Annotated in this window: 17 protein-coding genes and 1 riboswitch; of the genes, 8 read left to right on the forward strand and 9 right to left on the reverse strand. The window is 64.8% G+C overall.

The genetic code is table 11. From position 1 onward, the window contains the following. Positions 1-18: 18 nt before the first annotated feature. A complete protein-coding gene (locus BN1119_RS06525) occupies positions 19-645 on the forward strand; it encodes a YitT family protein (protein ID WP_041995493.1) in 627 nt (208 codons plus the stop codon). A gap of 71 nt (positions 646-716) precedes the next feature. On the opposite strand, the gene BN1119_RS06530 is transcribed toward BN1119_RS06525, so the two are convergent. From BN1119_RS06530 to BN1119_RS06540, 3 genes are read right to left on the reverse strand one after another with little or no spacing between them, the layout of a single operon-like run. After that, positions 717-1,505, reverse strand: a complete 789-nt coding sequence (locus BN1119_RS06530) for a heme ABC transporter ATP-binding protein (RefSeq protein ID WP_041995495.1) — start codon at positions 1,503-1,505, stop codon at positions 717-719. A 14-nt stretch (positions 1,506-1,519) separates the two neighbouring features. Continuing rightward, the gene (locus BN1119_RS06535) at positions 1,520-2,551 is read right to left on the reverse strand and encodes a FecCD family ABC transporter permease (RefSeq protein WP_041995497.1); all 1,032 of its coding nucleotides are present in this window, start codon (positions 2,549-2,551) and stop codon (positions 1,520-1,522) included. Further along, positions 2,548-3,387 (reverse strand): heme/hemin ABC transporter substrate-binding protein, encoded by an 840-nt coding sequence (locus tag BN1119_RS06540; RefSeq protein WP_041995499.1) that lies wholly within the window; start codon positions 3,385-3,387, stop codon positions 2,548-2,550. Before BN1119_RS06540 ends, BN1119_RS06535 begins: the two co-directional genes overlap by 4 nt. A gap of 167 nt (positions 3,388-3,554) precedes the next feature. On the opposite strand from BN1119_RS06540, the gene hutX reads away from it, so the two are divergent. Beyond that, positions 3,555-4,067: a heme utilization cystosolic carrier protein HutX gene (gene hutX, locus BN1119_RS06545; protein ID WP_041995501.1), complete on the forward strand. Its 513-nt coding sequence runs from the start codon at positions 3,555-3,557 to the stop codon at positions 4,065-4,067. Next, positions 4,064-4,621 (forward strand): heme utilization protein HutZ, encoded by a 558-nt coding sequence (hutZ, locus tag BN1119_RS06550; RefSeq protein ID WP_041995503.1) that lies wholly within the window; start codon positions 4,064-4,066, stop codon positions 4,619-4,621. The genes hutX and hutZ overlap by 4 nt, the downstream gene beginning before the upstream one ends. A 60-nt stretch (positions 4,622-4,681) precedes the next feature. Here hutZ and BN1119_RS06555 read toward each other — a convergent pair whose 3' ends face one another. From BN1119_RS06555 to BN1119_RS06565, 3 genes are all read right to left on the reverse strand, one after another. Continuing rightward, positions 4,682-5,083, reverse strand: a complete 402-nt coding sequence (locus BN1119_RS06555) for a hypothetical protein (RefSeq protein WP_041995505.1) — start codon at positions 5,081-5,083, stop codon at positions 4,682-4,684. After that, positions 5,084-5,608: a cysteine hydrolase family protein gene (locus BN1119_RS06560; protein WP_041995507.1), complete on the reverse strand. Its 525-nt coding sequence runs from the start codon at positions 5,606-5,608 to the stop codon at positions 5,084-5,086. It abuts the gene before it with no gap. Positions 5,609-5,708: 100 nt separating this feature from the next. After that, the gene (locus BN1119_RS06565; protein ID WP_041995509.1) at positions 5,709-6,686 is read right to left on the reverse strand and encodes a ChaN family lipoprotein; all 978 of its coding nucleotides are present in this window, start codon (positions 6,684-6,686) and stop codon (positions 5,709-5,711) included. Positions 6,687-6,908: 222 nt separating this feature from the next. Here BN1119_RS06565 and BN1119_RS06570 point away from each other — a divergent pair, with 222 nt between their 5' ends. After that, complete coding sequence (locus tag BN1119_RS06570) at positions 6,909-8,972, forward strand: TonB-dependent hemoglobin/transferrin/lactoferrin family receptor (RefSeq protein ID WP_157438637.1); 2,064 nt, start codon at positions 6,909-6,911, stop codon at positions 8,970-8,972. A gap of 278 nt (positions 8,973-9,250) precedes the next feature. Beyond that, a complete protein-coding gene (locus BN1119_RS06575) occupies positions 9,251-10,396 on the forward strand; it encodes a 3-phenylpropionate MFS transporter (protein WP_041995513.1) in 1,146 nt (381 codons plus the stop codon). A 62-nt stretch (positions 10,397-10,458) separates the two neighbouring features. Here BN1119_RS06575 and BN1119_RS06580 read toward each other — a convergent pair whose 3' ends face one another. Further along, the gene (locus BN1119_RS06580; protein WP_041995515.1) at positions 10,459-10,674 is read right to left on the reverse strand and encodes a helix-turn-helix domain-containing protein; all 216 of its coding nucleotides are present in this window, start codon (positions 10,672-10,674) and stop codon (positions 10,459-10,461) included. 7 nt (positions 10,675-10,681) lie between these two features. Continuing rightward, positions 10,682-11,260 (reverse strand): DUF2975 domain-containing protein, encoded by a 579-nt coding sequence (locus BN1119_RS06585; protein ID WP_041995517.1) that lies wholly within the window; start codon positions 11,258-11,260, stop codon positions 10,682-10,684. 10 nt (positions 11,261-11,270) lie between these two features. Between BN1119_RS06585 and BN1119_RS21015 the strand changes: the two genes are divergently transcribed. The 3 genes from BN1119_RS21015 (at position 11,271) to BN1119_RS06595 (ending at position 17,941) form a co-directional block, all read left to right on the forward strand. Continuing rightward, positions 11,271-11,402 carry a hypothetical protein gene (locus BN1119_RS21015; protein WP_280136475.1) on the forward strand — a complete coding sequence of 44 codons (132 nt, stop codon included), beginning with the start codon at positions 11,271-11,273 and terminating at the stop codon, positions 11,400-11,402. Between the two features lie 70 nt (positions 11,403-11,472). Beyond that, positions 11,473-14,961 (forward strand): hybrid sensor histidine kinase/response regulator, encoded by a 3,489-nt coding sequence (locus BN1119_RS06590; RefSeq protein WP_041995519.1) that lies wholly within the window; start codon positions 11,473-11,475, stop codon positions 14,959-14,961. A gap of 185 nt (positions 14,962-15,146) precedes the next feature. Then, a riboswitch (cyclic di-GMP riboswitch) is annotated at positions 15,147-15,234 on the forward strand. 115 nt (positions 15,235-15,349) lie between these two features. Beyond that, the gene (locus BN1119_RS06595; RefSeq protein ID WP_041995521.1) at positions 15,350-17,941 is read left to right on the forward strand and encodes a glycosyl hydrolase family 18 protein; all 2,592 of its coding nucleotides are present in this window, start codon (positions 15,350-15,352) and stop codon (positions 17,939-17,941) included. A 102-nt stretch (positions 17,942-18,043) separates the two neighbouring features. Here BN1119_RS06595 and BN1119_RS06600 read toward each other — a convergent pair whose 3' ends face one another. Beyond that, entirely contained in the window at positions 18,044-18,844 is an 801-nt protein-coding gene (locus BN1119_RS06600; RefSeq protein WP_041995523.1) for a putative RNA methyltransferase, read from the reverse strand. Between the last annotated feature and the right edge of the window lie 110 nt (positions 18,845-18,954).

The following is an 18,954-nucleotide window of genomic DNA, read 5'->3' on the forward strand; positions in this document are numbered from 1 at the left end:
CGCCATTGGATACAGGTTATGGACAACACCCCCCACGCGGCCCAGCCCGCTCGCTCTGCGCACCCCCTCTATGAAGATGTGCTCGCCCTGCTGACCGCGGCGGGTTTCGTCTCCCTCGGTATCTTTCTGTTTCATCAGGTCGGCTTGCTCACCGGCGGCACCGCCGGGCTGGCACTGCTGCTGCAGCAGGTGACGGGCCTGAGCTTTGGTCTGCTGTTCTTTGCCATGAACCTGCCGTTCTACGCCCTGGCCTGGCTCAGGATGGGACCGCGCTTCACCTTCAATACCTTCGTCTCGGTGGCAGCGGTCTCCTTCATGACGGATCACCTCAACGCCGTGCTGCAAATCGGCAAGATAGAGCCGGTCTACGCGGCCCTGATCGGCGGCACCCTGATCGGCATGGGGCTGCTCATCATGTTTCGCCACAAGTCCAGCCTGGGGGGCTTCAACATCCTGGCGCTGTTTATCCAGGATCGGTTCGGCATCCGCGCCGGCAAGCTGCAAATGGGGCTGGATTGCACCATAGTCGTCGCCTCCTATTTCGTGGTGCAGCCCTGGATCCTGGCGCTCTCCGTGGTGGCGGCCATCATCTGTAACCTGGTGTTGACACTCAATCACAAGCCGGGCCGCTACCAGATAGCCTGAGCTCCCCTTCACTTCCCAAACAAACAGAGCGCCTGATGGCGCTCTTTTGCTATCCGGGATCCTGGCTGGATTCACACCACCATGGGCAGTCCGGTCTCGGGATGAGGGATCACCTGGGCCGGGTAGTCATAGAGGCGGGTCACCAGCTCGGGGGTGAGCACCCTTGCCGGGGGGCCATCGGCCATCAGTCTGCCCCGCTCCAGCATCAGCAGCCGATCGGCGTAGCGGGCCGCCAGATTCAGATCGTGCAGCACCACCAGCACGGCGGTGTTGCGGGAGGTGAGGGCGCGGGCCAGGGTGAGCAGCTGGTGCTGGTACTTGAGATCCAGGGCCGAGGTGGGCTCATCGAGCAGCAGCAGCCTGGGAGGCGCATCGGCATCGGGGGTCTGCCAGATCTGGGCCAGCACCCGGGCAAACTGCACCCGTTGGCGCTCGCCGCCGGAGAGGCCCGGATAGAGGCGGCTGGCCAGGTGCTCCACCCCGGCATGGGCCATGGCGGCTCTCACTATCTCGTCGCGCCGGCTGCCGGGTTCGCTGTGGGGCAGGCGTCCCATGGCCACCACCTCTTCGCACAGGAAGGGGAAACTCAGGGAGGAGCTCTGGGGCAGCACCCCGACCCTGTGGGCCAGTTCGGTGCCGTCCCACTCCTGGCGCTTTCGGCCAAACAGGCGGGTCTCTCCTTCATGGTCCAGCTCGCCGGTCAGGCATTTGAGCAGGGAGCTCTTGCCTGCGCCATTGGGGCCGAGCAGGGCGGTGAGGCTGCCCCCGTGCAGGGTGAGCTCGAGCCCGTCCAGGATGAGGCGGCCACCTCGGGTGAGGCTGAGCTGGCGGCAATGCAGCAGAGGAGGAAGTGCTGACAAGATGGGATCTCCGGTTACAGCGTGCGGCGGCTCTTGATCAGCAGCCAGATGAAGAAGGGGGCACCGAGCAGTGCCGTGATGATGCCCACCGGCAGCTCGGCCGGCGCCAGCAGGGTGCGGGCCAGCATGTCGGCCCCCAGCAGCAGGGCGGCGCCCACCAGGGCACTGAGCGGCAGCAGCCTGACATGGTTGGGGCCGGTCAGCAGCCGCACCAGGTGGGGCACAACCAGGCCGACGAAGCCGATCATGCCGGCCACCGCCACGGCCACCCCCACTCCCACGGCGGTGAGCAGTATCAGTCGGCGCTTGAGGGCCTGCACATTGACCCCCAGGTGACGGGCCTCTCCTTCCCCCAGCAGCAGGGCATTGAGAGGGCCGGCATCGCGCATGAACAACAGCAGCAGCAGGGCGAGGGCCGCCAGTGACAGGGCGACATCGGCGGGTTTGCCCGCCGCCAGGGTGCCCAGTTGCCAGAGGCTGAGGTCGCGCAGCATCTGATCGTCGGCGAGATAGGTGAGCAGGCCGATCACCGCGAAGGAGAAGGCCGTGATGGCGACCCCCGCCAGCAACATGACGGTGACCGAGGTGCCCCCCTCCCGGGAGCCCAGCAAATAGACCAGGGTGGTGGTCAGCGCCCCGCCGAGGAAGGCAAACAGGGGGAGCAGGCCGATGCCGAGCAGGCTCTGCAGCTGCTGGCCCAGGGGGGCCAGCAGCACTATGGCCAGGGCGGCGCCCAGCGCCGCGCCGCCGGAGACGCCAATGATGCCGGGGTCGGCCAGGGGGTTGCGAAACAGCCCCTGCATCACGGCCCCGCAGAGGCCGAGCATGCCCCCCACCGCGATGCAGAGCAGGGTGCGCGGCAGGCGGATCTCCTGCACGATCAAGATCTTGTGCGCTTCAATTCCACTCTCCTGCCCGGCCAGCAGGGCGCGCAGGCTCTCGCCGAGGGAGAGGGCAAGGGGGCCGGTGGCCAGCGACCCGACCAGCAGCAGTGCCAGCAGGCCGCCGCTGAGGGTGATGAGCCAGGGCAGTGGCAGGCGCATCATGACCCCTGCTTGATCCACTGGGCTATCTGGGCCGCCTGCTGCAAGGAGCGCAGACTGAGGCCCCCTTGCAGGGCCTGGCCGTCGATGGCGTGGATGGCGCCCCGTCTGCCCGCCGGGGTGGCGGCCAGTGCCGGTACCTGGGCCAGCACGCTGGCCGGATCCTGATACAGCTGCCAGTCGCGGCCGCTCACCAGCACCAGATCCGGTTGCAACTCGATCAGGGATTCGGCGGACACAGGCTTGTAGTCCCGCAACTGGGCGACCGGATTGACGCCGCCCGCCAGGGTGAGCAGGGCGCTGGCGGTGGTATTGCCCCCGGCGATGCTGGTGGGCTGGCCCTTGTGCAGCAGCAGGAAGGCGACCTTGAGGGGCTGGTTCCCGCTCGCCTGGGCGGCCAGGGCGTCGCTCTGGGCCTGGATCTCGGCCTGCAAACGGGTACCGGCGGCCGGATCCCCCAGCAGCCGGGCCAGGGTCTCGATCCGCGCGTTCAGGTTGGCCAGGGTCGGCGCCGTCTCCAGCACCTTCACCTCGACCCCGGCCCGGCGCAGCTGATCCAGCACAGGGGCCGGCCCCATCTCGTCGCTGCCGATCAGCCGGGTCGGGGCCAGGCTGAGGATCCCCTCCGCGGCCAGGGCGCGGTGATAGCCGACCCTGGGCAGCCCCTTGGGCTCCGGGCTGCTGATGTCGGTGGCGATCAGGCTGGATTGGCCGCCGAGCGCCAGTATGAGTTCAGTGGTGGCCGGGCCTATGCTGACGATACGTTCCTGTGCGCCTGCTGGCAGGGCCATGACCGAACAGCCGAGCAGGGTGAGTGCGAGGGCAAGACGAGGGCCCATGCTAACCTCCGAGGGTAAATGAAGTTGGGTTTGCGCCGAGAATATCAAGCCGAAGGAGAAAATGCACTGATAATGAAACTGATTATCAATTGCATTGGTTTTGCGGCTTGATTAGAGTATCCGCCATGACAGTCGAGGGGTGGCAAACCCCTCCCAAGGGAGAACCCATGAGCATTGCACAACGCATCCAGGCGCTGCTGGAACAAGATCCCGGCGCCCATCCATCCAGCCTGGCGACCCAGCTGGCGGTCAGCGAGTGGGAGGTGGTGCGCCATCTGCCGTCCGAGCTGGTGACCCGGGTGCCCGCCGAGCAGGCCGAGGCCCTGCTGGCGGACCTGGCCAATTGGGGCCAGGTGACCACCATCGTCGAATCCGACGGATCCATCTTCGAGGTGAAGGCCCCCTTCCCCAAGGGCAAGCAGGCCCGCGGCTACTACAACCTGATGGGACGAGACGGCGAGATGCACGGCCATCTCAAGCTCGACAAGGTGGTCGGCATTGCCCTGGTCAGCAAGCTGTTCATGGGCAAGGAGGGACACTCCTTCCAGTTCTTTGGCGCCAGCGGCCGCTGCATCTTCAAGGTCTATCTGGGTCGGGACGAGCAGCGTCGGTTGCTGCCTGATCAGGTGGAACGTTTCATGGCCTTGCGCCACCAGTATCAAGAGGAAGTGAAAGCATGAGTGAACGTCAGGAGCGTCTGCAGAACCGCCTGCAACCGGAGATCCGCGAGTTTCGCGATGGTTGCCGCACCCTGCAGCTCGCCACTGTGGACAGCGAGGGCAGGCCCAACGCCAGCTACGCCCCCTTCGTGTTGCAGCAAGATGGCTACTATGTGCTCATCTCCGAGATTGCGCGCCATGCCCGCAATCTGCAGCAGGTGCCCAGGGTCTCCCTGATGCTGATCGAGGACGAAACCGGCGCCCGCGAGCTGTTCGCCCGCAAGCGTCTCACCTTCGATGCGCTGGCCGAGGTGGTGGCGCGGGACGACCCACGCTGGGGCCAGGCGATTGCCGCGCTGGAGGGGCGCTTTGGCGACATCGTCAAGGGTCTCTCCAACCTCAAGGACTTCGTGCTGTTTCGCCTCAAGCCCGAGCAGGGGCTGTTCGTCAAGGGCTTCGGCCAGGCGTTCCAGGTCTCCGGCGACGAGCTGGTGGACTTCGTCCATCTGGCGGAGGGCCACAGGCGCATCGACAACGGTGCCGAGTTGACCCGCGAGACAGACGCACCGGTCTGACGAGGGGAGATGAAATGAAAAACGGACAGCCCAGGCTGTCCGTTTTGATTGATGGGCCCATTAGCCTTGCCAGTTGCCCCGGTTGGGGAAGGCCTGGCGGTCGGCGTCGCTGGCGGTCTCGTTGCACTCCCCCCTGATGCGCCAGGAGGTCTGGCTCAGCACGATGAAGCCCTGATGGCAGTAGCCCCTTTGCTCCAGGGTGTGCTGGAGCTGGGCATCCTGCAAGGCGGTGCGCCGCTCCAGCAGGCTCTTCTGGCGCTGCAATTTGCCGCCATCCTCATCCTGCAGCCGGGTGGGCAGCGTCTCCAGTGGCGCGGCTTCAAACAGGAAGCGCTTGCTGCCCTCTTCGTTGATATGGGTGCTGAACAGCGGCGCCGGCTGATCCGATGGTGGCGTGAAACCACAGCCGGTCAGGACCGGCACCATGGCAAGCAGCAGGGCGCAGGGGAGGGGAAGTCTCATTCAGATGATCTGATCCGTGGGTTGCACCAGGACGCGGCGATCACCCGGCAGGGCCAGGTTTTCCCACATCCAGTTGTGATGGGTGATGATGTCGTCCGCACCCAGGTGGGGGCGATCGGCCGTGGTGTGGGCGTCCCGGGCCACAGTGACCTCGAAGCCGTGGGAGGCGGCGCTGCGCACCGTGGTGTCGACGCAAAAGTCGGTGGCGCAGCCGCACAGGATCAGCCTGTCCACGCTCTGCTCCGCCAGCAGGAAACCGAGTTCGGTATCGAGGAAGCTGTCGCAGGCGCGCTTGCGAACCCGGCTGTCGGCGGGCCTGGGGGAGAGGGCGGCATGGATCTGCCAGGCCGGGCTGCCGGGCTCAAGTTCGCCACCCGGCTCGTCATGCTGCACATAGATGACGCGCCCGCCGCCCTGGCGCACCCCCTCGGTCAGGCGGTTGATATTGGCCAGCACCTGCGCGTCCTGGTGACGCGGTTGCTCGAACAGCCCTTGTTGCACATCGATAACCAGTAACACGTCCATATGCACTCCTCGTGCTGTTCATCGTTGGCCCTTGCGGGCCTTGGGATAGACGGGGGTTACCCTGTCATGGCGCGAGCGGGTGCCGGCTTGCCCGCGCCGCTCAGTCAGCCTGGGATTGCAACCACTGGGTACAGTCCCGTTGCCGGGACCGATGCAGCGTGCCCATATCTTGCTTCATTTCCCCCTCGCTTTGCCAGCGTTTGGGCAAGGGTGCCATGGTGACCCGCACCTCGGGGGCCCGTCCCGGCACAGGTTCAGCCGTGGTGACGGGGACCACCAGGCTGACCTTGAGGGCCGGATTGCGGCTGGCGATGCGGCTGGCGAGGCCAAGCCCTCCCTCCACGTGGAAGTTGCCGGCGATGTGCATGATGCGTCTGCCCGGATGGCTGGCCAGGTAGTCCACCATGGATTCGGCCATGGTGTCATCCCAGCTGGTCTGGGCGGCGAAGCGGCGGGCATTGCCGTCCGCATCCCCATGGTGCAGGGAGGCCATGAACTTCTGGCGATAGGGGTCATCGCCCAGGGTGAGGGTGCGTGCCAGCTGGCCGCGATAGACGGGGGCGAGCCGGTCGAGCCATGCCGGGCCTTCCTGACCGATGCAGCTCACCAAGGGCTTGGGGGCGTTGGCCGCGATGACGGCCAGGCCCTGCTCCTTGGCAAATTCCACCAGGGGGCGATAGTCGCTCTGGTAGTTGGGCCAGGCGTTGCCATCGCGGATGAGGGCCGCCTCACCGATGCGCCCGGCGAGATAGGCATCGAGCACCGGCTGGGCGTCGCGACCGAACTGCTCCATGGAGAGCGCCAGGGCCCGGCCATGGTCGCGGCTCTGGCGCTGCAAGCCGGCCAGCAGCTGGGCCTCGAGCAGGTGGGCGGCCGGATGGCTGTGCAACTCCCCCACCAGCACTATGTCGGCGTCCCTGACCCTGCCCAGTGCTTGCTGCAGGGTCAGTGTCTCGCCGTCTGCCGAGCTCAATCGGTAGTCGTAGAGGGTGCCGGTCAGGGGAGGGGTGGGGGATGGGGGGCTTGCGCAGGCCCAGAGCAGCAGGGGCAGCGTCAGCAAGGTCAGGGATCGGATCATGGTCTCTCACGACAAGGTTGGTCAGCCAGCATCAGCATGGCAGAGGTGGCGTCATGATGACAGGGGGGCTCAGGGGGATGCAAATAAATCACAACAAAAATGATAACCATTATCATTGATCTTTCCGTCGCGCTGGGTAAGATGCATGCCGTTGATAACTATTCTCAATAAGGACATGCAGTGGCTCACATAACACCCCCCACCCAGATTGCGATCGCGGTCATGGCCGCCCTTAGCCTCCCGGTTCAGGCGGCGCAGCCGACTCACTCCCGCGGCAATGACGATGTCATGGTGGTCAGCGGCTCCCGGATGGAGCAGAAGCTGGAAGATGTCTCGGGCCCCATCACGGTGATCACGGCCGAACAGATCGAAGAGCAGCTGGTCAGCAACGTCGCCGACCTGTTCCGCTACCAGCCCGGGGTGACAGTGGTGGGCGGCGCCGGCGATGCCCAGACCTTCGTGGTGCGCGGCATGGGGGAGAACCGGGTCAAGACGGTGCGCGACGGCGTGCGCCAGAATGATGCCTACAAGAACGGCGGTGTGGGGCAGAGCTACTTCGATACCGACATGATCAAGCAGGTGGAGGTGGTCAAGGGACCGGCATCCGCCGCCTACGGCTCCGATGCCCTGGGTGGGGTCATCGCCATCACCACCAAGGATGCCAGCGATTTTCTCAAGGGGCGCGACAGCTATCTGGATGCCACCACAGGCTATGCCTCCAGCAGCCACCAGAACATGGCCGGTTTCACCGGCGCCCTGCGCAGCGGCGAGTTCGAGCACCTGCTGCGCTACACCTGGCGCGACGGCGGTGTGACCCAGAACTATGACGGCGACAAGAACGAGTTCGACATCGCCAGCCAGGCGGTGCTGTTCAAGAGCCGGTGGGACATGAGCGAGGATCAGTTCCTCAAGCTGACCGTCGACTACTTCACCGAAGATGAGGATCCGGATGCGGTCGATCTGACCAAGTCAGGCTCCGTCTTCAATCAGCCGATCACCGACAAGGAGACGGACAACCTCTCTCTGATGCTGGATCACGGCATCGCCCTGAATGCCCCCTGGGTCGATCGCATCGACAGCAAGCTTTACTACGCCCGCACCAAGCAGACCCTGGATCAGTACGCCTCCTCCAAGTACCCGGTCAATCCGCGCAACCCCTATGTGACCAAGAACTCCCTCGATCACAACGGTTTCGAGCAGGAGAGTCTGGGGGCCCAGGTGAAGTTCAGCAAGGCGCTGGCGAGTCAGCGTCTGGCCTGGGGTCTGGAGTATGAGCACACCGACAACGAGCGGACCCGTGTCAAGGGGCCGGCCACGGCGGGGGACTTCGTCTCCTACAGCGAGCTGAGCTTCCCCTCCACCACCAGCGAACACGGCGCCCTCTGGGCGTTCGACGAGCTGAAGTTCGGCGAGCGCTGGGTGCTGACCCCAGGGCTGCGTTACGACTACTACAAGATGACCCCGGACGAGGATCCCGCCTACACGGGAAACAAGCTCAAGGCCTTCTCCGAAGGGGAGCTCTCCCCCAAGCTGGGGCTGGTGTTCAAGGCACACGAGGCGGCCAATCTGTTCGCCCAGTACAGCCATGGCTTCAAGGCGCCCATGTATGACAACGCCTTCTCCACCCTGAATCACCAGGCCTATGGCTATCGTATCGAGCCGAACCCGGATCTCAGCCCGGAGAGCAGCGACGGCATCGATCTGGGGGTACGCGGCAGCGACGGCGGGTTCAGCTATGAAGTGGCCACCTTCTACAACAAGTTTGACGACTTCATCGAGCTGGGCCAGGTCGGCAGCGAGGGCCGTACCGCCGTCTACCAGTACCGGAACCTGGACGAGGCGACCACCAAGGGGGTCGAGGCCAGGGCGGACTACTGGCTCAGCGATCTGGTCAACGTCTGGGGCAACCTGGCCTACATCGAGGGCAAGGACGGTGACGGCAACTACATCAACAGCCTGAGCCCCCTCAATGGCAGCCTGGGCCTGCGTCTGGATCAGCCGAACTGGAACATCAACACGGCGCTGCGCTTTGCCGATGACATGAACAAGGTGGGCAAGGATGCCAGGGGCAACGACAACATCAAGAGCGCTGGCTGGGGCGTGGTGGATCTCTACGCCCAGTTCAAGCCGATGCAGGATCTGCAGCTCAACGTCGGTGTCTTCAACCTGTTTGACAAGGAGTACGTCAGCTACGAGAGCATCACGGGTCTCTCCGCTACCACCAACGTCAGCAACCAGACCGAGCCGGGCCGCAACCTGAGCGCGCGGGTCAAGTACCAGTTCTGAGTGGCGCGAGCCGTGCACAGATATCCGATGAGTCAGGGGCCGCAAGGCCCCTTTTTCGTGGGGCGCGGCCAGCCGTGGGGCCGCCAAAAAGAAACCCGCCAGAAGCGGGTGGAAGGATTGCAACACTAACCAGGAGGAGGTGTTGTTCAATAGACACGGGTCCTCTGGCAATAGTTCAATTTTATTGATGTTTTTCATTTCGGCTGGCGTCCTGGTCACAGGATCCCCGGTCAAAAATCGGTTATCATCTGCGTCCCGTTTCGCTCCCCTGAGGCCCTATGCCCGCCTTCTCCTGGTTAGCCCCGTTCTTTGGTGCCTTCTACTTCGTCTATGGCGCCTATCTGCCGTTCTGGTCCCTCTGGCTCGAGGGGATGGGGGTGAGCGCCGAGCAGATAGGCATGCTGCTGGGGGCCGGCATGGGGATCCGCTTCGCCGGCAACCTGATGGTGATGGGGCGCATCAAGGGGGCGGGCCAGCTGCTGCCGGTCACCCGCTTGCTCTGCCTGCTCAGTCTGCTGGCCTTCCTCGGCTTCTATCTCGGCCACAGCCTCTGGTGGCTGGTGGTGCTGACCCTGGTTGCGAACTTCATCTACCCGACCCTGATGCCGGTGGGGGAGGCGCTCGCCACCCGCATGGTGATCCAGACCCAGCTCGACTATGGCAAGGTGCGCCTGTGTGGCTCCTTCGCCTTCATCGTCGCCTCCACCCTGGTGGGGGCCCTCATCACCGACCTGGGCAGCGACTGGGTGCTGCACGTCATGGTGCTGGGGCTGGCGCTCATGGTGCTGCTCAGCTGGCTGCCCCTGGATCCTGCCCCCCGGGACGTGGTAGGCGAGCGGGCGCGCCCCTCCCTGAGAGAGACCCTCAAGAGTGCCGCCGTGCGCCGCTTCCTGCTGGTGACGGCGCTCTTGCAGGGCAGCCATGGCGCCTACTATGGTTTCAGCGCCATTCACTGGAAGGCGGCGGGCTACAGCGGCGCCACCATCGGCTATCTGTGGGCCCTGGGGGTGGTGGCGGAGATCGCCATGTTCGCCGCCGACAAACGCTATTTCAGCCGCTTCGGGGCCCAGACCCTGTTCCTGGTGGGGGCGCTCGGCTGTCTGGTACGCTGGAGCCTGCTCGGGGCCAGCACGGACCTCACCCTGTTGCTGCTGGCGCAGCTGCTGCACGGGGTCACCTTCTGCATCAGTCATCTGGGTGCCGTGCGTTTCATGACCCGGGATCTGCCCCCGGAGCAGCTGATCGGCGCCCAGGCGCTCTACGCCGCCCTCTCCCTCGGCATCATGGTGGCGGCCCTGATGACCCTCAGCGGCCAGCTCTACGGGCCCCTGGGGGGCGGCATCTTCTACCTCATGGCGCTGGCGGTCTTGCCGGTGTTTTTCCTGCGGCGACATGTCGATATGGGTCTCTCTGGCAGAGGCTGAAACGGACGCAACGAGAAGGGGAGAGCCAAGGCTCTCCCCTTTTTCATCGATGTCGGGGCGGATCACGCCTCGTCCGCTTGCCCGTAGGCCAGCAGGTCGCCCGGCTGGCAGTGCAGCTCGCGGCAGATGGCCTCGAGGGTGGAGAAGCGGATCGCCTTGGCGTGACCATTCTTGAGGATGGAGAGGTTGGCTTCGGTGATGCCAACCCGCAGGGCCAGCTCTCGGGCGGTCATCTTGTGCTGGGCCAGCAGGGCATCGAGCCGGATGATGATGGGCATGGTTTCCTCACACCGTCAGTTGCTGATCATCGGCCAGTTGCTTGGCCTCCCACATCACCAGTGCCAGCGCCGAGACGATGAGCCCTGCCAGCAGCAACCTGAAATCCGACGAGCCTATGCTGATGGTGCCGTGCAGTGAAGGGCCCTGCATGGTGAGCGCTATGTCTACCAGGGGCAGGGTAATGATCTCGGTGACGAAGCTGGCGCACAACAGCAAGCCAAGCCAGCGATAGCGGCGGATCTGGTCGAAGGTGAACAGCATGGCGTGGCGGTAGCCACGAAACAGCTGGCGCAGCTGCCACAGGATCAGCATGAAGACGAGATCCGGCAGCAGCAGGATCAAGGTGGCCAGCAGACGATTGCCTAGGGTGAGGGGATAGTCGCTCAGGGAGGGGGCTCCCATGCTGGCCAGGCCAGTGGCACCTTGTTGTCCCAGGGCCTTGAGCAGGGTGTCTTGCAGTCGATCATCGCCACCAAACAGGTGAGACCAGGTATCCGCTACCGTGATGAGCGGGGTCGCCACCAGGGCGAACAACAGGATCCATTCGATCAGTGTACTCATGGGGGCGAGCTTGCTGGGTGTCATGATAGGCCTCATGGTGGACGATGTGGATGGGCTGCCGGTGCTGATTGGCAAGGGTGTCGTATTGATGTTTATCGTTTTTCGATATTCCGTCAAGGGTGTTTTATTGATAAACGATAAATTTCGTGCCGACATCGGGGGATGACATTCTTTCCACACCTCTCTAGACTGGCGGCTGCTTCGTTTAAATATTCAGCATGGACAAGGGGTTACAGATGCACCAGGGATGGCTGCTGATTGGGTTGTCACTCGCATATCTTGGGCTCTTGTTCCTCATCGCCTACGGGGCGGACAAGAACAAGCGCCGTCGCCTCAAGGGACAGCCCCTGCTCTACAGCCTGTCCCTCGCCGTCTACTGCACCTCCTGGACCTTTTTTGGCACCGTCGGTCAGGCCAGCGAGTCCCCCTGGTCCCCGGTGCCCATTTATCTGGGACCCATGCTGGTGTTCCTGTTCGGCTGGCGCCTGCTGGCCAGGCTCATCCTGGTGGCCAAGCGCGAGCACATCACCTCCATCGCCGACTTCATCGCCGCCCGCTATGGCAAGTCCCAGCGTCTGGCCATGCTGGTAAGCCTGGTGGCCATCATAGGGGTGCTGCCCTATCTGGTGTTGCAGCTCAAGGCCATCGTCACCGGGCTGGACCTGCTGATGGCCAATGCCGTGCCCGCGGGCCCCGCCGGCAATACCGCGGAGCTGGCCCTCGGCGTCACCCTGCTGCTGGCCCTGTTCAGCATACTGTTCGGCACCCGCAACCTGGATGCCACCGAGCACCACAGGGGCATGGTGGTGGCCATCGCCTTCGAGTCCGTGGTCAAGCTGCTCGCCTTCATGGCGGTGGGGGGCTTCGCCCTCTGGTTGATCCTGAGCCAGTCCAACGAGAGCCGGGATCTGGTCACCCGTGACTTCTTCCGCGCCGTGGTCGATGTGAGCCCGGGTAACCTGCTCGAACTCGCCATCTATACCCTGCTCGCCATGTGCGCGGTGATCTGCCTGCCGCGCCAGTTCCACGTGACCGTGGTGGAGAACAACCAGGGGCAGGATCTGCACTGGGCGCGCTGGCTGTTTCCCGCCTACCTGTTTCTGATGGGGCTCTTCATCTGGCCCCTGGCCCTGGCGGGGCAGCAGTGGGTCGGGGCCGACATGGCCTCGGACACCTATGTCATCAGTCTGCCCATGGCGCTGGGCAACCAGGGCATGGCCATGCTGGCGTTTCTTGGCGGCACCTCGGCCGCCACCGGCATGGTGATCGTCTCCACCATCGCCCTGGCCATCATGGTGAGCAACGATCTGGTGCTGCCGGTGCTGCTGCGCCGCTTCTGGCAACGGGGACGCGACGAGCGGCTGGCGCACCTGCTGCTGCAGGTGCGCCGCGGCGCCATCTTGCTGATCCTGCTGGCCGCCTGGGGGCTCTACCTCTGGCTCGGGGATCTCACCAGCCTGTCGCGCATCGGCTACCTGTCGTTCGGCGCCGTGGCCCAGTTTGCCCCGGCTCTGCTGCTCGGTCTCTACTGGCGTCACGGCAACCGCAAGGGTGTCTACCTGGGGCTCGCCCTCGGGATCAGCCTCTGGTTCATCACCCTGCTGGCCGAAAGTGGCCTGCTGGCGGGATCCCCCTTGCAGGCCATGTTGGCGCCCCCCGACTGGCCCGCCTTTCGCGACCTGAGCCTGGGGGCCTGGTGTCTCTTCCTGAGCCTGTTGCTCAACCTGACCGGTTATGTAGCGGGCTCCCTGCTGACCCGGGCCGCGGTGAGCGAGCGATTGCAGGCGGCGAACTTCGTCGGCCAGGCCAGCCGGGATACCACGGCCCTCTATCAGGCCAAGGTGACGGTCAAGGAGCTGGAGATGCTGGCGGCCCGCTTCGTCGGCCCGAGCCGGGTCAAGCGCTCCTTCGGCCGCTTCGCCGGCGAGTCGGGCGGCACCCTGGCGCCCCAGATGCAGGCCAGCGCCGGGCTCATCGCCCACACCGAGCGACTGTTGGCCGGGGTGTTCGGCACCTCGTCGGCCAGGCTGGTGCTGGCCTCGGCCCTGCAGGGGCGCGACATGCAGCTCGAGGAGATCGCCACCATAGTGGACGAGGCCTCGGACGTGCTGCGGTTCAACCGGGGTCTGCTGCAGGGGGCCATAGAGCATATCGGCCTCGGCATCTCTGTGGTGGACAGGGAGCTGAGGCTGGTGGCCTGGAACCAGCGTTACATCGACTTGTTCCAATACCCGGTGGGGCTGATCCAGGTGGGGCGCCCCATCGAGGAGATCATCCGCTACAACGCCGTCAAGGGGCTGTGCGGTCCGGGGGAGGTCGAGGCCCATGTGGCGCGCCGGGTCGGCTTCATGCGCCGTGGCAGCGCCCATCTCTCCTCCCGTGAGCGGCCCGATGGCCGGGTGATCGAGCTGCAGGGCAACCCCATGCCGGGGGGCGGCTTCGTGATGACCTTCGCCGACATCACCCCGTTTCGCGACGCCGAGCGGGTGCTGAGGGAGGCAAACGAGCATCTGGAGTCGCGGGTGGCCGAACGGACCCGCGAGCTGTCGGCCCTCAACAGCCAGCTGCGGGCGGTCAACGAGCAGGTGGAGCGGGCCAACCAGTCCAAGAGCCGCTTCCTGGCGGCGGTGAGCCATGATCTGACCCAGCCGCTCAATGCCGCCAAGCTGTTCACCTCCTCCCTGATCGAGACGCTGCCCGGGGAGGGGGAGGCGGCTCGCCTCGCCCATCACATCGACGATGCCCTGGGGGCCACCGAGGATCTCATCACGGATCTGCTGGACATCTCCCGGCTCGAGGCGGGCAAGTTCAAGGCCAGGAAGCTCGACTTTGCCCTGGCGGAGGTGTTTGACAACCTCAAGGCGGAGTTCGGGGTGCTGGCCCGGGCGGGGGGCATCGAGTTTGCCGTGGTGGACACCCGCCTGGCGGTCCACAGCGATGCCCGCCTGCTGCGCCGGGTGCTGCAAAACTTTCTCACCAATGCGTTTCGCTACAACCCGGGGGGCCGGGTCCTGCTCGGTTGCCGCCGCCTGGGCCAGCAGCTGCGCATCGAGGTGTGGGACACGGGGCCCGGCATTCCCCAGGACAAGCAGGAGGCCATCTTCGAGGAGTTCCAGCGACTGGATCACTCCCGCACCGCCCGCGAGCAGGGGCTTGGCCTGGGGCTCGCCATCGCCCGGGGCATCTCCCTGGTGCTGGGGCATCCTCTGACCCTGCGCAGCTGGCCCGGCGCCGGCTCAGTGTTTGCCATCACCCTCAACCTGGCCAGTCGTCCCCTGGTGGCCAGGGCGACGCCCGCGCCCCAGCTTCGTCATGACAGCCAGCTGGCGGGAGTGAGGGTGCTCTGCCTCGACAACGAGCCCGAGATCCTGGTGGCCATGGCGTCCCTGCTGGGGCGCTGGGGCTGCGAGGTGCGCTGCGTGCAGGATCTGGCCCAGGCCCAGATCCTGGTGGCGAGCTTCAGGCCCGATCTGGTGCTGTCCGATTATCACCTGGACGACGGCAAGACCGGATTGCAGGCGCTGCACATGCTGCGCCTCGCCCTTGGCAAGGAGCTGGGCGGCATCATCATCAGCGCGGATCGCAAGAGCGAATTGCAGGCCCAGATCCGCGAACATGGCTATGGCTACATCAGCAAGCCGGTCAAGCCCCTCAAGCTCAGGGCGTTGATGAACAGCATGGTGGGGACCGGGAAACTTGATGATGATCACGAATTAACACATTAGTCCTCTGGCAATGGGCAAGCAACTTGGCAGAGGATCTCCACAAAAATGGCGCTTAATACCGGTAAAAAGGCGCTTTTTTGTGCTGTTTGAATCCCTGCGACAAGGGGTGACTCGCAGGGAGGGTTTGCCTGAGCCCCCCGGGTGGCCTATATTGCCCAGGCGATTTTTTTTATCGCGAATCAAGTTGTGCCAAAGGGCAAACCGGTCGAAAGGCCGGGACGCAAAACCTCCGGTCTAAGGGTCTGTCGTACCTAAGATAGCGGGGTCACCACAGGGTTGTGTTTCCCACCGGACGCCAAGCCGGGGCGGGGATGTTGTCTGTGTTACCTGTCTGACATGCGTTGCCTTTTTCGTGACCAAAATGAGAAACGAAATAAGGATATTCAACATGTTAAGTCCAAAACCTTCCCTGCTGGCCCTCCTGGTCGCCGGCAGTTTTGCCGCCTCGGTGCAGGCTGCCGCCCCGGGCAAACCCACCATAGGCTGGGGTGAGACCAAGTTTGCCATCGTCGAGGTGGATCAGGCCGCCACCGCCTACAACAAGCTGGTGACCGTCCATGCCGACGGCGCGCCGGTCAGCGTGAGCTGGAACCTCTGGTCCGGTGACGTGGGCCAGACCGCCAAGGTGCTGCTGGACGGCGTCGAGGTGTGGAGCGGCCCGTCCGGCGCCTCCGGCACCGCCAACTTCAAGGTGACCAAGGGCGGTCGCTACCAGATGCAGATCGAGCTGTGCAACGCCGATGGCTGCACCCGCTCCGATCCCAAGGAGATAGTGGTCGCCGACACAGATGGCAGCCACCTGGTGCCCCTCAACGCCCCGCTGCAAGAGAACAACAAACCCTACGTCAACAAGTCCGGCAAGGTGGTGGGGGCCTATTACGTGGAGTGGGGTGTCTATGGCCGCAAGTTCACGGTGGACAAGATCCCGGCCCAGAACCTGACCCACATCCTCTATGGCTTCACCCCCATCTGCGGCGGCAATGGAATCAATGATGGCCTCAAGAGCATAGAGGGCAGCTTCGAGGCGCTGCAGCGCGCCTGCGCCGGTCGCGCCGACTTCAAGGTGGCCATGCACGATCCCTGGGCCGCCATCCAGATGCCCCAGGGCAACCTCAAGGACTTCGATGAGCCCTACAAGGGCAACTTCGGCAACCTGATGGCATTGAAGCAGGCCCATCCCGACCTCAAGATCCTGCCCTCGGTGGGCGGCTGGACCCTCTCGGACCCCTTCTATTTCCTCGGTGACAAGACCAAGCGCGATACCTTCGTCGCCTCGGTCAAGGAGTTCCTCCAGACCTGGAAGTTCTTCGACGGGGTGGACATCGACTGGGAATTCCCGGGGGGATCGGGTGCCAACCCCGACCTCGGCGCCCCGAGCGATGGGGCCACCTATGTGACCCTGATGCAGGAGCTGCGGGCCATGCTCGACGAGCTGGAAGCCGAGACGGGTCGCCAGTACGAGCTCACCTCGGCCATCAGCGCCGGTGGCGACAAGATAGCCAAGGTCGATTATCAGGCGGCCCAGCAGTACATGGACCACATCTTCCTGATGAGTTACGACTTCAATGGTGCCTGGACCAATGCCGAGCTGGGTCACCAGACCAACCTGTTTGCGGCAAGCTGGGATCCGGACACCAAGTACACCACGGACAAGGGGGTCAGGGCCCTGCTGGATCAGGGGGTGACCCCGGGCAAGATAGTGGTCGGCGCCGCCATGTATGGCCGTGGCTGGACCGGGGTGAGCGGCTATCAGGCGGGCAACCCCTTCACCGGCACCGCCACCGGCCCGGTCAAGGGCACCTGGGAGAACGGCGTGGTGGACTATCGCCAGATAGTGAACGACTACATGGGCGCCGGCTGGGAGCAGGGTTATGACGAGGTGGCCGAGGCCCCCTATGTGTTCAAGGCGAGCACGGGGGATCTCATCACCTTCGACAACGACCGTTCGGTCAAGGCCAAGGGGCAGTACGTGCAGGCCAATCAGCTCGGCGGTCTGTTCGCCTGGGAGATCGACTCGGATAACGGCGACATCCTCAACGCCATGCACGAAGGGCTGGGCCACGGGGATGGCACGGCTCCCGTCAACAAGCCGCCCATTGCCAATGCCGGGGCCGATCTGACCGTGACCGGCCCGGCCAGCCTGACCCTGGATGGTTCCGCCTCCCGGGATCCGGAAGGGACCACCCTCACCTATGGCTGGCGTCAGCTTTCCGGCCCTCAGGTGACACTGAGCGGTGCCGATCAGGCCAAGGCCAGCTTCAATCTCGATGGCGTCAGTGCGGATGTCACCCTGACCTTCGAATTGACGGTGACCGATGGTGAAGGATTGACGGCCAAGGACAGCGTGGTGGTGACCAACAAGGCACCGCAGCCCAACCAGGCACCGACCCTGACTCTGCCCGCCACGGTCAGCGTCGAGTCCGGCAAGCAGGTGAGCATCCAGGCCCAGGCGAGCGATCCCAACGGCGATGCCCTGAGCTATCAGTGGACCCTGCCCGCCGGCCTGAGCGCCACCGGTCAGGACAGCGCCACCCTGGTGGTGACAGGCCCGGCGGTGGAGGCGGCGACCTCCTATGATCTGACCCTGACCGTCACCGACGGTGCCCTGGACACCCAGGCCAGCACCCGTCTCACCGTGACCCCGGTGAGTGGCGGTGACTGTGGTGCCACGGATCCGGATGCCGCCAACTGGCCGGCATGGCAGGCCAGCGCCACCTATAACGGCGGCGACAAGGTCAGCCATCAGGGGCTGGTGTGGCAGGCCAAGTACTGGACCCAGGGCAACGAGCCGAGCCGCAGTGCCGATCAGTGGAAGCTGGTCAGCAATGTGCAACTGGGCTGGGATGCCGCCGTGGCCTACAACGCGGGAGATCTCACCACCCATAACGGCCGCAGCTGGAAAGCCCAGTACTGGAGTCGTGGGGATGAGCCCGGTGTGGCCGCCGTCTGGCTGGATCAGGGGGCTGCCAGCTGCAACTGATCCAGACGGTTGCGCGGGATCCCCGCAAGGGCCCCTGCTGGGAGCAGCAGGGATGCCACGACCATAAAAAAAGGCCCGTTCGGGCCTTTTTTATTGGGCGTCTCAGCGCGGCTTCTGCCACAGGCTGAGCAGCAGATCCTGCTCGAGCTGCTCCGGGCCCTGCTGGATGAACCGGTGGCGCTGCTCGGCGTCGGCGCGCCAGCCGAGACGGCTGGTCTCGAGCACGAAGCCACGCAGCTTCTGATCCAGGGTCAGGGAGAACTGGCAGCGCTGCTGTGCCAGCGGGTCGAAGCCGGCCAGGGCGGGCCAGCTCAGGGGATGCTCCATGCTGACCGGATTGAGGCTGACCCTCAGCTGCCACTGGTGGCGGGGGCCTGGCTGCAGATGGAGCAGATAACCGCCCGGCGCCAGCCATTCATGCAGCTGTTCCGTCTTGACCCTGAGGTCATTGACCAGCAGCAGCTGGGCGGTGCCCGGCATGATGGGCGCCCGGGCCGGATCGGCGATGACGAAGCTGGCCTCGGGCTGCGCCTTGCTGGCGGCGAAGATGGCATTCTTGGCCAGATCCACCCCGGCGAAACCCCAACCGGGCAGACGCTCGGCCAGGGCGCGGCAGTAGTAGCCTTCGCCGCAGTCGAGGTGGATCAGCTCACGCTCGCCGAGGGGGGTCAGCAGGCCGGCCATGGCGTCGACCAGGGGCTGCATGTGGCCCTGCTCCAGGAAGTGGCGCTTGGCGCGCATCAGGGCGCGGCTGTCGCTGTCCTTGGGATTCTTCTTGCCGGGGATCAGGTCCAGGTAGCCTTCTGGCGCCGGATCGAAGTGGTGCTTGTTATCACAGTAGCGGCCCTTGCTGGCCTGGTGAAGATGCAAGGGGTGACGGCAGCGGGGACATTGCAGGTGCATGGCTTCTCGTTCCGATCAAGGGGGCTGGCAGGCTGACGGGAGTGCCGAGCCTGATTGGGGGGCATTATAGGGGGATTGCGCCGAAAAGGGCGGCCCCGACGGGTTTTATC

Source organism: Aeromonas bivalvium (assembly GCF_000819765.1).
In the GTDB taxonomy this organism is placed as follows: domain Bacteria; phylum Pseudomonadota; class Gammaproteobacteria; order Enterobacterales; family Aeromonadaceae; genus Aeromonas; species Aeromonas bivalvium.

Bases quoted from the DNA above. Each gene is read 5' to 3' on its own strand.
- BN1119_RS06570 (WP_157438637.1), top strand. From the start codon at position 6,909: ATGGCCGCCCTTAGCCTCCCGGTTCAGGCGGCGCAGCCGACTCACTCC.
- BN1119_RS06555 (WP_041995505.1), bottom strand. From the start codon at position 5,083: ATGAGACTTCCCCTCCCCTGCGCCCTGCTGCTTGCCATGGTGCCGGTC.
- BN1119_RS06540 (WP_041995499.1), bottom strand. From the start codon at position 3,387: ATGGGCCCTCGTCTTGCCCTCGCACTCACCCTGCTCGGCTGTTCGGTC.
- BN1119_RS06600 (WP_041995523.1), bottom strand. From the start codon at position 18,844: ATGCACCTGCAATGTCCCCGCTGCCGTCACCCCTTGCATCTTCACCAG.
- BN1119_RS06590 (WP_041995519.1), top strand. From the start codon at position 11,473: ATGCACCAGGGATGGCTGCTGATTGGGTTGTCACTCGCATATCTTGGG.
- BN1119_RS06535 (WP_041995497.1), bottom strand. From the start codon at position 2,551: ATGATGCGCCTGCCACTGCCCTGGCTCATCACCCTCAGCGGCGGCCTG.
- BN1119_RS06565 (WP_041995509.1), bottom strand. From the start codon at position 6,686: ATGATCCGATCCCTGACCTTGCTGACGCTGCCCCTGCTGCTCTGGGCC.
- BN1119_RS06595 (WP_041995521.1), top strand. From the start codon at position 15,350: ATGTTAAGTCCAAAACCTTCCCTGCTGGCCCTCCTGGTCGCCGGCAGT.
- BN1119_RS06560 (WP_041995507.1), bottom strand. From the start codon at position 5,608: ATGGACGTGTTACTGGTTATCGATGTGCAACAAGGGCTGTTCGAGCAA.
- hutZ (WP_041995503.1), top strand. From the start codon at position 4,064: ATGAGTGAACGTCAGGAGCGTCTGCAGAACCGCCTGCAACCGGAGATC.
- BN1119_RS06585 (WP_041995517.1), bottom strand. From the start codon at position 11,260: ATGACACCCAGCAAGCTCGCCCCCATGAGTACACTGATCGAATGGATC.
- BN1119_RS21015 (WP_280136475.1), top strand. From the start codon at position 11,271: ATGGTGGACGATGTGGATGGGCTGCCGGTGCTGATTGGCAAGGGTGTC.
- BN1119_RS06525 (WP_041995493.1), top strand. From the start codon at position 19: ATGGACAACACCCCCCACGCGGCCCAGCCCGCTCGCTCTGCGCACCCC.
- BN1119_RS06575 (WP_041995513.1), top strand. From the start codon at position 9,251: ATGCCCGCCTTCTCCTGGTTAGCCCCGTTCTTTGGTGCCTTCTACTTC.
- hutX (WP_041995501.1), top strand. From the start codon at position 3,555: ATGAGCATTGCACAACGCATCCAGGCGCTGCTGGAACAAGATCCCGGC.
- BN1119_RS06580 (WP_041995515.1), bottom strand. From the start codon at position 10,674: ATGCCCATCATCATCCGGCTCGATGCCCTGCTGGCCCAGCACAAGATG.